Below are 10,796 nucleotides of genomic sequence, written 5' to 3'. Positions count from 1 at the left end.
GGTTACTGCTCGGCTTATCCTAAGGGGGAGATCCCTGAAAATATGTATCCTGAAATACAATTTTTTGAGAAGGAGCTTGTTTGTAATGGACAACGAAGTTTCGCTGACGGTTGGAATGGATGTAAGGGCCAAGTCCTCTCAAATCAGCTCTCGATAGATTATCCCTCTGACTACTTGGTTGATATCTTGCACAACCGGATGCTGTTGGGGACTACAGCCCTCTTTTATAAAGTGAGCAATAACCCAATCAACTGGTTTCCTAAATTCGGGCTTTGAGGTAATTTAAGACATCTTTATCTGATTTGGCCTATCATTCAGTCAACTGTAGTTGCTTCTTTCCATCCTAAGTTCAAACAAATAGCCACAACATATGGATCTCATTTTGCGCCGGGCCAATTTGCCGGATGGCCGCAAGGGAATCGATATCGGTATCCAGGGGGATCGCATTGTGGCTCTGGAAAGCAACTTACAAGCCACTGCCCCCCAAGAAATTGATGTCAGCAACCGCTTGGTGTCGCCCCCCTTCGTGGATGCCCACTTTCACATGGATGCCACCCTCACCTATGGGATCCCGCGCATCAACCAATCGGGGACGCTGTTGGAAGGGATCGCCCTCTGGGGGGAGTTGAAGCCGCTGTTGACCCCCGAGGCGGTGATGGAGCGGGCCTTGACCTATTGCGACTGGGCGGTGGCTCGTGGGATCCTGGCCATCCGCACCCATGTGGATGTGTGCGATCCCAACCTGTTGGCGGTGCGGGCGCTGCTGGAAGTCAAGCAAAAAGTGGCTCCCTACTTGGATTTGCAACTGGTGGCCTTTCCCCAGGATGGCTACTATCGCTCGCCAGGGGCGGTGCAGCTTCTGGAGAAGGCTCTGGATTTGGGGGTGGAGGTGGTGGGCGGGATCCCCCACTTCGAGCGGACGATGGCCGAGGGAGCAGCTTCGGTGCGGGCCCTGTGCGAGATTGCTGCGGCGCGCGGCCTGCGGGTGGATCTGCACTGCGACGAGACGGACGATCCGCTTTCGCGCCATGTGGAAACCTTGGCCTACGAAACGCTGCGGCTGGGCTTGCAGGGGCGGGTGACCGCCTCCCACCTAACCTCGATGCACTCGATGGACAACGCCTACGTGAGCAAGTTAATTCCTCTAATGGCCGAGGCGGAGCTGGGGGTGGTTGCCAACCCGCTGGTAAACCTAGTGCTGCAGGGGCGCCACGACACCTACCCCAAGCGGCGGGGGCTGACCCGGGTGCCCGAGCTGATGGACGCAGGCTTGACGGTGGCCTTTGGCCAGGATTGCGTGATGGATCCCTGGTACCCTTTGGGCAGCGGCAACATGCTGGAGGTGGCCCACATGGCCATCCACGCCGCCCACCTGACAGGCTATGAGCAGATGCGCCAGTGTTTCTTGGCGGTTACGGAGAATCCGGCCCGCATTCTGGGGTTGGAAGGCTACGGCCTAGAACCCGGTTGCTATGCCGATCTGGTGGTGCTCCAAGCTGCTGATGCCGTCGAAGCTATTCGCCTGAAACCGGCTTGCCTGTATGTCTTCCGCCGGGGCCGGCTGATCGCCCAAACGCCGCCTGTGGTCGCCCAGCTCCATTTGCCTGAGCGCCCCACCCAGGTGGAGTTCACCCGCCAGCTTTAGACGTTAACGACGCACGGTGCCGCTGAAGCCGCTGGCCTTGAATTGCTCCAGGGTGAGGGGCAGGGGGCTGGTCACCGGCACGGAGATGCGAATTGAAAAAGGGCTCTCGCCAGGAGGAACTTCTGCAATGGCCCCCAGGCGGGTACGCTCCGGCAGAACCTCGTTGCCGTTGGCATCGTAAAGCCGACCGAAGACATCCGCGTTCAGCAGGGTATTTTTGGAGCGGTTGACCACTGTGCCTTCGACGAACAGGCACCTGGCCGGTATGGGGTTGCCGTTGCTGGTCACCAGGTTGGTGTATTCGGGGGTATCGGGACAGGGGGTGACGTGGAGATCCTTCAGTTGCAGGGGGATCGCCCCAAAGCCCATCAAGAGCACCGCCAATGCCACACAGCCAAAGCTCATGCAGACAAGACGCAGCTTTTGGGTTAGCCACTGCGCCGGCTTCCAAACTTGGCTCATCGTTTTTCCTCCAAGGCCCACCCTCTTTAGTCTAGGGGATCCCCGTCTCGTAGAACCTTTCCTCGGTTTGGATCCCATCCAGGCGCTGATCCCAAGGATCCTGAGGCAGGGGCTGCTCCAGTAGGCAGGCTTGGGGGACAATGCCCCACTTGGGCACACTGGGATCCGGCAAAGCGGCCAAAAAGCGGTCGTAATAGCCGCCGCCATAGCCCAAACGCCTTCCCCACCGATCGCAGGCCAGGGCAGGCACCAGGATCAAATCCGCCTCGGTGGGGTCGATAACTGTGCTGCCGGGAGAAGGCTCCAGCAAGCCCCAGCAGTTGGGGACAAGCTCAGCCGGCTGGTAGCGGTGCCACTGCATTTGCCGCTGCGGCAGACAACGGGGGATCCCCCACTGCTTCTCCGGGAAAAGGACAAACAGGGATCCCAAGTCCACCTCGGAGCCGAAGGCCACATAGGCCAGGATGGTTTTGGCGGCCAAAAGTTGGGGGCAAGAGGCCAAATGAGCCACGATCTTCTGGCTGATAAGGGATCTGTCCAACCTCTGCCGTAGCTGGCGAAAGTGCTGGCGCAGGCGAGCTTTTTCTAGGGCAGGATCTGCTGCTAGAGAACTGGGCCGCCAAGAAGAAGACAGTTCCGGGGAAGGGAGTTCCTGCACAAGCCCAATGCCGCTTGGATATTCGGTCTCTGCAAGATCTGAATCTACTGGATGGCCAGGAGCTCCACTTCAAAATCCAAGGTGGCATTGGGGGGGATCACGCCGCCGGCGCCGCGGCTGCCATAGGCCAACTCCGGCGGAATGCGCAAGTAGCGCTTGCCCCCCACTCGCATGGTGGCCAGCCCTTCCTCCCAGCCACGGATCACCTGCCCTACTCCGTAGGTGAAGATAAAAGGCTGATTGCGCCTGTAGGAGCTATCGAAGATGGTGCCATCCTGTAGTTTGCCCACGTAGTTCACCACCACCGTTTGCCCCGGCTGAGGCGAAGGCCCACTGCCTTGAGTGATGTCGTAGTATTGCAATCCCGACTCGGTGGTGATGAAGTCCTTGGCTGGGGATTGCACGCTCACCACCGGATTGTCTTTGGCCCGCGACAGAGCCACGGCCGGCTGGCCGCCCCACACCCCGAGCCACAGCAAACACAGCACCAGCAGCAGCACCCGTTTCATCGTTGGCATCCCCCCGCCGCCGACTTTTGGCTTTCCTTTACCAATCTTAGAGGATCCCGTCAGCCTTTCAGTTCGGCAAATTCGATGATCTGACCCTGGTGATCCCGCACCCAAAAGACAAAGGGTTTCTCGGAGCGAATGCTGTTGCGGATCCCTTGCTTGTTGATTCGCTTCAGGAGGGCCTTGAGGGATTCCCGCTCGTAGCTGACATGGCGATAGCGAACGCCGCTGCTGCGGCCCGCTGCCGGTACAGTCCCGTAAGCAGAAGCAGATGAGGAGCTAGGCCTAGAGGCGTTGCCGTAAGAACCGGACCCCGCATAGGGATCTGTAGAGCCAGGGATCACGTGCAATTGCACATTGTCGGAGAGTTGGTACCAAAGTCCGGGGGTATCCAATTGGGTGGGCCCAGAGGTGGGACGGGCTTTGGCATCGAAGCGGGGACTGAGGCCAATATCCCCTGGAAAGTAAGCGGATCCTAGGCTGTAGCCGACCATGCTTTGCTCGTAGCCGTAGTAGTACTGCAGGGGCAGCTCCGCTTCCGGCAGTTTCAACACCTTCTCGTAAAACCCTCTGGCCTGCTCCAAGTCCGGCACGATGATGGTGTGGACGCGGGGAGCGCCGCTTAAGAATGTCCACATGGCCCCCCCATAGGCCGATAGCAGCAAAAACATCAGCCCCTTCGTGGAGAGCAAAACCTCCAGGGGGATTAGGGGCAGCATCAGTCCAGGTGGGATGACCATCGGCACTTGTCCCTTCGCGGGTGGCTCTATGTCCAGTATAGGATCCGGGGAGAATCCTGGCCTTGGCCCACGCTCGATGAAGCTTGCTCTGTTTGCCCCCAGCCCGCGCGCCCGCTGGTTGGCCGACTCCCTGATCCCCCTCCTAGGCAAGGAGGTCATCTGCTGGAGCAAAGCTGAACCGCAGGGGCTGCCCTCCCCCTGGCAAGCCTACGGGGATCCCAAGGATCCCACAGCGCCAGGCTCCCTAGCAGAAGCCGTTGCCCAAACCTGGCCCCAGGTGCAGGGCTGTCTCTTCATCTTGGCCGCAGGGTCGGTGGTGCGGCTCATTGCCCCTCTCCTGCAGGACAAGCAGCGGGATCCAGCGGTGGTGGTGGTGGACGAAGCCGGTCGCTGGGCCATTAGCCTGTGCGGGGGACATGTGGGGGGGGCCGATGCCCTGGCGCGGCAGGTGGCCGCTACCTTGGGAGCCCAGCCGGTTCTCACCTCTGCTTCCGAGGGGCTGGGGATCCCGCCTTTGGATTTGCTGGGGGATCCCTACGGCTGGCGGCGGGGCGCTGGAGATTGGAACGGGGTGGCAGCCGCCTTGACGCGGGGAGAGCCGGTGGCCGTTCACCAGACCTGCGGCACGCGGCTTTGGCGACAAGCTTGGCCGGCAGATCATCCCCTAGTGGCCTCCTCTCCTCCCCATCCCGTTGCCCAGATCTGGATTGGGGAATACCTCTCCCCTCCCACGGGGATCCCGACAGTGCACTGGCATCCGCGGGTGCTGTGGGTGGGGGTGGGCTGCGAGCGGGGCACCACCCGCGCTTGGCTAGAGGGATCCCTGCGCCGCCTGTTGCAGGCCCAGGGGCTGGCTTTTGAGGCCATTGCCGGCTTGGCCACCTTGGAGCTGAAGCAAAACGAGCCAGGTCTTCTGGAGCTGGCCCAAGCCTATGGCTGGCCCATTGAGTTTTTCTCGGCAGAGGCTTTGGCTGGGATCCCAGTGCCCCACCCTTCGGAGGCGGTGCGGCAGGCGGTGGGCACTCCCTCCGTAGCCGAGGCGGCTGCTCTTTTGGCGGCTCAGATCTGGGGAAGAGGTGACCGAGCTTTTGAGAGGCCCTCTTGCGTTGCGGAGGGGAAGGCAACTCTTCTCTGCCCCAAGCAGGTCTTCACGTCAGAAACCGAAGGGGCCTGCACCCTGGCCATTGCCCGCGCGGCGCAGGAGTATTCCCCTCGCAGCGGCCACCTCTGGCTCATCGGCACTGGTCCTGGGGATCTGGGTCAATTGACTTTGGCTGCCCGTATGGCTTTAACTCAGGCCGATGTGGTTGTTGGCTACCAGCTTTATCTGGATCTGGTGGATCCCCTTTTGCACCCCGGCCAAATCCGGGAGGTCTCTCCCATTACCCAAGAGCTGCAGCGGGCCAAACAGGCCATCGCTTGGGCGCAGCAGGGGCTGAAGGTGGCGGTGATTTCTTCGGGGGATGCGGGCATTTACGGCATGGCGGGGCTAGTGTTGGAGTGCTTGGCCCGCTCTGGCTGGGATGGGATCCGCCCTTCTCTGGAGGTGCTGCCGGGGATCTCTGCCTTCCAGGCGGCTGCTGCCCGGCTGGGGGCTCCGCTGATGCACGACTTCTGCGCCATTTCCCTCTCGGATCTGCTTACCCCTTGGCCGGTGATCGAAAAACGCCTGCAGGCGGCTGCAGCTGCCGATTTTGTGGTGGCCCTTTACAACCCCCGCTCCCGGCAGCGGGTGGATCCCTTCCTCAAGGCTCTACAGATCTTTCTGCAGGCCCGACCCGCCCATACCCCCGTGGCTTTGGCCCGCAACCTCTACCGCCCCGGCGAAACCCTCCACCTCACCACCCTAGGGGAGCTGGATCCAGAGGAGGTGGACATGCTCACCCTGGTTCTTATCGGCAACTCTCAGACCTTTCGCCATGGAGACCGGCTGATTACCCCGCGGGGCTATTGCCTGGGCGAAGAACCCACTTGACGGGTGTTAAGCCCAGACTCAAAACACCATCAGATGCCGGGGATCCAACTGCAGCCACCACGGGGATCCCCAACCTTCCACCTCTCGCCAGCGCTCCCGCCACACCTCGGCTTGCAGGTGGTAGTCCTGGCTGTGGGCAGGAGGACCGCCCAGCCTAAAGAAGAGAGTCAGTCGGTGGGGGGTCTCGCTCCACTTCACCAGCCAAGCCGGAAACGTGTTGGGCAGCTTCCCGTCGGGCCTGAAGGTGAGGTGGTGGGCGCGGATGGCGATGTATTCTCCCGCTGGGGATCCCTGTACCTGCAGCTCACAGCCCCAATCCAAGGCCAGCACCCGTTGAGGGCCCAGGAGCTTGGCCCGCGAGATGTTTTTGCAACCCGTCAGTTGCGCCACACTAAGGCAGGGGGGAGCCTCAAATAGCTGACGCTTGTCCCCCTGGGCAATGATTCGCCCCTGCTCCATTACAGCCAGATCCCCGCAGAGGCGGAAGGCTTCCTCAATGTTGTGGGTTACCAAAAGCGTGACTCCCTTGTAGTCGGCTAGGATCTCCCCCATCTCCTGCTCCAGTTGGCTGCGCAGGTGGGCATCCAAAGCAGAAAAAGGCTCATCCAGCAGCAAGATCTCCGGCTCAGAAGCCAAGGCTCGCGCCAGGGCCACCCGCTGCTGCTGTCCTCCGGAGAGCTCCGTGGGATAGCGGTTTTCCCAGCCCTTCAGCTTGACCAACCGCAGCTGGGCCTGGATCCGCTCTTGTTTTTCCGCTTCGCTCAAGCCCGCAGGGATCCCAAAGGCAATGTTCTGGGCAACGGTGAGATGGGGAAACAGAGCGTAGTTCTGGAAGATCACCCCTACCCGTCGCTGAGCGGGGGGCAGCCGGATCCCCTGTTCGGCGTCAAACAACGCCCGCTCGTTGAGCAAAATGCGCCCACCATCCGGGGTTTCGATCCCGGCAATGCAGCGCAAAAGTAGGCTTTTGCCGGATCCAGAGGCCCCCAGCAAGCCCAGGGGTCGCCCATCGCAGCTCAGTTGTGCCTGAAGCTCAAACTGGGGCAGCTTCTTGTCAATGTCCACCCAGAGGCGGGGGGCCGGAGTTGAGAAATCCAGATCCCTTCTGGTGAGAACCTGTAGAGGACGAGAGGGAGGTCGCTGCCAGGGCCGTCGCTGAAACCAAAGGTTAACTGCCGTCATCACCCCCAAGGACAACCCCAAGACCAGGGCCGAGCTGATGGCCGCCCCCCGCATATCCCCCGCCTGAACGGCAAAGAAGATGGCCATGGACAGGGTTTGCGTGCGGCCTGGGATGTTGCCTGCCAGCATCAAGGTGGCGCCAAACTCCCCCAGAGCGCGGGCAAAACTGAGGGTAACCCCCGCTAGGATCCCCGGCAAGGCCAGTGGGATCAGCACCCGCGTAAAAATCTTGGCCCTGCTTGCCCCCAGCGTGCGGGCTGCCGCCACCAGCGTCGGGTCGATCTGCTGGAAAGCTCCCAGGGCCGTGCGGTACATCAGGGGCAGGGCCACCACCACTGCCGTGATCACCCCGGCATACCAGGTGAAGATGACCGATAGGTTCAGCGAGGCCAAAAGTTGTCCCAGAAGGGTTCGCCGACCAAATAGCAGCAACAATAGGAACCCCACCATGGTGGGCGGCAACACCAGCGGCGCCAATAAGATGGCCTCGAGGAGAGAGCGCCACCGACCTCGGTAGTGCAACATCCCATAAGCTGCCAGCGTCCCCACCCCAAAGGTGATAGCTGTGGCTAAGCTGGCAATCCGTAGGGAGATCCAAAGCGGGGATAGGTCGTAGTCGCTCATTTGGAGTAACTCATCCGCGCCATTGCAGAGGGATCCCTCACAGGCGGATAAAGCCGTACTTCACAAACACCTCTGCCGCTTCCCCTGAGGTCAAAAACTCCAAGTAAGACCGTCCGGCGGGAGTATCGCGCACCAAGGCCACCGGGTAGATAATTGGCGTAATGGGATCCGCCGTAGCCACTACTCGCACCCGATTTGAAAGCTGAGCATCCGAGGTAAACAGGATCCCAGCGTCGGCATTGCCCTGTTCTACCGCCGTTAAGATTTCCCGCACCGTGCTGGCAAACACCATCTTGGGCCGCAGCGTCTCAAACACCCCTGCTTGGGTGAGAATTTCCTGGGCGTAGCGTCCGGCGGGCATGGCCTGCAGATCCCCAATGGACAGAACCCGGATCTCTTCCGCCACCAGGTCGGCAAAATCCTGAACCTTGGTTCTGGCATTGGCAGGCACAATTAAAGCCATGCGGTTGCTGAGAAGATCTCGCCGGGATCCCTCCACCAGCAGGTTTTGCTTGGCAAGGGCGTCCATAAAAGAGGCGGCTGCGAAAAATACCACGTCCAAAGGAGCCCCCTGCTCCACCTGTTGCTGGAGAGAGCCGGAATTGGCGAAGTTGTACTCAACCTTGATGTCGGGATAGCGGGCGGTGAACAACCGGTCGATTTCCGTTAAAGCCGGTTGTAAGCTCACCGCAGCCCCCACCAAAATGGGCTGAGATTGTGCCAAGCCGGGAGCCGACCCCCACCTCAAAGCCAGGGCGGCCAGGATCCCCAGGAATAACATTGCAGTTCTTCGTTTCATAGCCATTTTTCTTTGACCCGTGACAACTCTCAGAGCAGGAAAATCCGCCAATGGTTCGGTGCTTTTGACTGTCGGAATTGGGTTGTAATTTGTATCTGTAGATACACACCTAGACTATCGGCAGCCATTCCTCCCCAGAGGCAACGATAAGCATCTGATAGTATTGAAACCAATGTTGAATGGCCATCTGCCGAGATCCTTCTTGTTCAGTTTGGTCAACACCCCTGTTGCTTTAAGTGTTCAACAAAGGAGAAATCATGCAAATCAGCACTCGCAACTTGTTTAAAGGAACTGTAAAAAGTGTCCAGGTAGGCATGGTCAATGCCGAAATTATTCTGGAAGTTGCACCAGGCATAGAAATAACAGCCATTATTTCTAAGCACTCTGCCGAACGGTTGGGCATAGCAGTTGGGAAAGAAGCGTATGCTGCCATCAAAGCCTCAGATGTGGTCATCGCCGTGGATTAGTGGTGGATTAGCAAATTGAGTGACTGGCCTAGACTTGCTGTTGCCTGGGATCCAAATACAGGGCTTTGATAAGGCGCTGGCGATCGTTTAGGCTGATCTGAAGCCGCCCATTCTCTACATCCCGCACCCAGCTCTGGCTGCGCCCCAGCCTCTGGGCCAATTCCCGCTGGCTGATTCCCTTTTGCTGGCGTGCCGCCGAGATATCCGCTCCACGCAAAGCTTTGCTTGAGGGGAAGTCTTTTGGGTTTTCGGGAGGGCCAGGGAGATCCGAGTCTGTTGCAACAGGCGCAGACTTTGCCCTACGCTGCCGCCGAGATCCCGATTCTCGGGTTGGGGATCTGGCTTCTTGAACTGCTTGACGATGCCAGTCGGAGGGCAGATGAAATCGTTGAATGCGAGCCTGCATCAAGAGTCCCCACTTGCCCCGCGGCCCGGCAGCCGTCAGCAAGCCACCGTTGTTGGCATCTTCAATCCAAAAGTTCAATGCCTCGTCCGCATCCTCGGGCACAGCTTCCAGGCGAGCCCACAGGGGTTGAATGGAAGAAGGATAGGTGAGGGGATCGAACTCCGGCTTGAGGCCGTAGTGGTTGAGAACCTCCAGATCGCTTTCAAAGGTGCGCACCAGCCGTTTGCGTTCTTGGAGATTGAGATAAGCTTCCTGCAGTCGCTCTTCCCCGTAGGCCACTCGCATCAGGGTGGGCACCGTCAGACGCTGTTGCCGCCCCATCCTCACTTTGAACAACAGCCACAGCAGCAGGCGCATGGCTCCTTCATGGTGTTGCCAATGGCTCATCACGGCCTGCAGCAGGGATAGGGGCAGGCTGCTGTACTGATAAAAGGCTTGCCCCTGGCGGCACCCTTGTCGATTGAGAAAGTACCGTGTCCATTCGCCGGGCTGAATCGCCCAAGTCAGGCCCACCAGATGGTTGCAGCCCTGCTCATCTTTTTGAAAGTGGCGATGCATCTTGAGCAGCCTCCACAGAGGGCCAGCCGGTACCGAAAACCCCTTCACCCGCCCCTGATCCGGCCAATCGATGGAGACTTGAATCCGACAGAGCTGCTCTATCCAGGTCATGAACAGGTGGAGACGGGTCATCTTGCTCAGATCTTTACGTTTATCCCAGCCCAAATAGGACTCCAATTGTGAGTCGGTGAAAACAAAGGATTCCTTCCAGGGGCTATCCAACCCGGCGGCATAGGCAGCAAAAATAAGATGCAAACAGGCAGTTCGCACATCGATCGGAGCACTTTGTGGGATCCCGTCCAAACATAGAGTTAGGGTCAGAGATCCCTGGTTGTGGCCAACAGATTTCTGATAGCAAACCTGGTTATCTCCCTGCTTTTGCAGATTGAGAGATTGAAATTGAGATAGGAAATTGCAAGCTTCCCAGACCACAATTGACGAAGCAAAAGCCTGGCTATGGCCGTTCAAAAATAGAGGTGGACTGCTGCGAATGCGGGCCGTGACCGTGCGGTTGCGCCCCTTCATGGCTTCATAAGGCTGCGGGGCAGAACCGGGACACAGGCTAACGCACTGAGGTTCTGGGAAGAAACCTTCGCAGTCATTGCACAACAGAGGATTAATCCAGTATTCCCCATCCTGGACAACGATAGCTTTTGTAGGACAGCTATCTACGCAAGCGTGGCAACCGATACAATCCCCTGAGATTTGATAAGCCATAGCCCTCGAACTCCATAGCGTTTCCCTGTAGCTCTCCTTTGTTCACGCCTGCTA

At 59.2% G+C, this 10,796-nt stretch carries 10 protein-coding genes; 3 read left to right on the top strand and 7 right to left on the bottom strand.

Annotated features, from left to right (window positions below; all coding sequences use genetic code 11):
- Positions 1–370 precede the first annotated feature (370 nt).
- Positions 371–1,645: an amidohydrolase family protein gene (locus tag ACVWXZ_RS07755; RefSeq protein WP_457482354.1), complete on the top strand. Its 1,275-nt coding sequence runs from the start codon at positions 371–373 to the stop codon at positions 1,643–1,645.
- A 3-nt stretch (positions 1,646–1,648) separates the two neighbouring features.
- On the opposite strand, the gene ACVWXZ_RS07750 is transcribed toward ACVWXZ_RS07755, so the two are convergent.
- Genes ACVWXZ_RS07750 through ACVWXZ_RS07735 form a run of 4 tightly spaced genes read right to left on the bottom strand, consistent with a single transcriptional unit; the run spans position 1,649 to position 4,014 of the window.
- Entirely contained in the window at positions 1,649–2,107 is a 459-nt protein-coding gene (locus ACVWXZ_RS07750) for an FxLYD domain-containing protein (protein ID WP_457398282.1), read from the bottom strand.
- A gap of 31 nt (positions 2,108–2,138) precedes the next feature.
- Positions 2,139–2,765, bottom strand: a complete 627-nt coding sequence (locus ACVWXZ_RS07745) for a 5-formyltetrahydrofolate cyclo-ligase (RefSeq protein WP_457482353.1) — start codon at positions 2,763–2,765, stop codon at positions 2,139–2,141.
- Positions 2,766–2,809: 44 nt separating this feature from the next.
- On the bottom strand, positions 2,810–3,274 hold the full coding sequence (locus ACVWXZ_RS07740; RefSeq protein ID WP_457482352.1) for an FKBP-type peptidyl-prolyl cis-trans isomerase: 465 nt from the start codon (positions 3,272–3,274) through the stop codon (positions 2,810–2,812).
- 59 nt (positions 3,275–3,333) lie between these two features.
- Complete coding sequence (locus ACVWXZ_RS07735; RefSeq protein ID WP_011432060.1) at positions 3,334–4,014, bottom strand: VOC family protein; 681 nt, start codon at positions 4,012–4,014, stop codon at positions 3,334–3,336.
- A 76-nt stretch (positions 4,015–4,090) separates the two neighbouring features.
- Between ACVWXZ_RS07735 and cobJ the strand changes: the two genes are divergently transcribed.
- Complete coding sequence (gene cobJ, locus ACVWXZ_RS07730) at positions 4,091–5,989, top strand: precorrin-3B C(17)-methyltransferase (RefSeq protein ID WP_457482351.1); 1,899 nt, start codon at positions 4,091–4,093, stop codon at positions 5,987–5,989.
- A gap of 18 nt (positions 5,990–6,007) precedes the next feature.
- On the opposite strand, the gene modB is transcribed toward cobJ, so the two are convergent.
- Positions 6,008–7,795: a molybdate ABC transporter permease subunit gene (gene modB / locus ACVWXZ_RS07725; RefSeq protein ID WP_457444056.1), complete on the bottom strand. Its 1,788-nt coding sequence runs from the start codon at positions 7,793–7,795 to the stop codon at positions 6,008–6,010.
- Positions 7,796–7,832: 37 nt separating this feature from the next.
- On the bottom strand, positions 7,833–8,594 hold the full coding sequence (gene modA, locus ACVWXZ_RS07720) for a molybdate ABC transporter substrate-binding protein (RefSeq protein WP_457394917.1): 762 nt from the start codon (positions 8,592–8,594) through the stop codon (positions 7,833–7,835).
- Between the two features lie 257 nt (positions 8,595–8,851).
- Between modA and ACVWXZ_RS07715 the strand changes: the two genes are divergently transcribed.
- Positions 8,852–9,061 carry a TOBE domain-containing protein gene (locus tag ACVWXZ_RS07715; protein WP_414355661.1) on the top strand — a complete coding sequence of 70 codons (210 nt, stop codon included), beginning with the start codon at positions 8,852–8,854 and terminating at the stop codon, positions 9,059–9,061.
- A 28-nt stretch (positions 9,062–9,089) separates the two neighbouring features.
- Here the strand turns inward: ACVWXZ_RS07715 and ACVWXZ_RS07710 are convergent, their stop codons facing one another.
- On the bottom strand, positions 9,090–10,742 hold the full coding sequence (locus ACVWXZ_RS07710) for a helix-turn-helix domain-containing protein (protein ID WP_414416377.1): 1,653 nt from the start codon (positions 10,740–10,742) through the stop codon (positions 9,090–9,092).
- Positions 10,743–10,796 lie beyond the last annotated feature (54 nt).

It is taken from the genome of Thermostichus sp. MS-CIW-38 (assembly GCF_054058415.1).
Note: the sequence above shows the minus strand (reverse complement) of the source record. Positions and strands in the feature narration are given on the sequence as shown.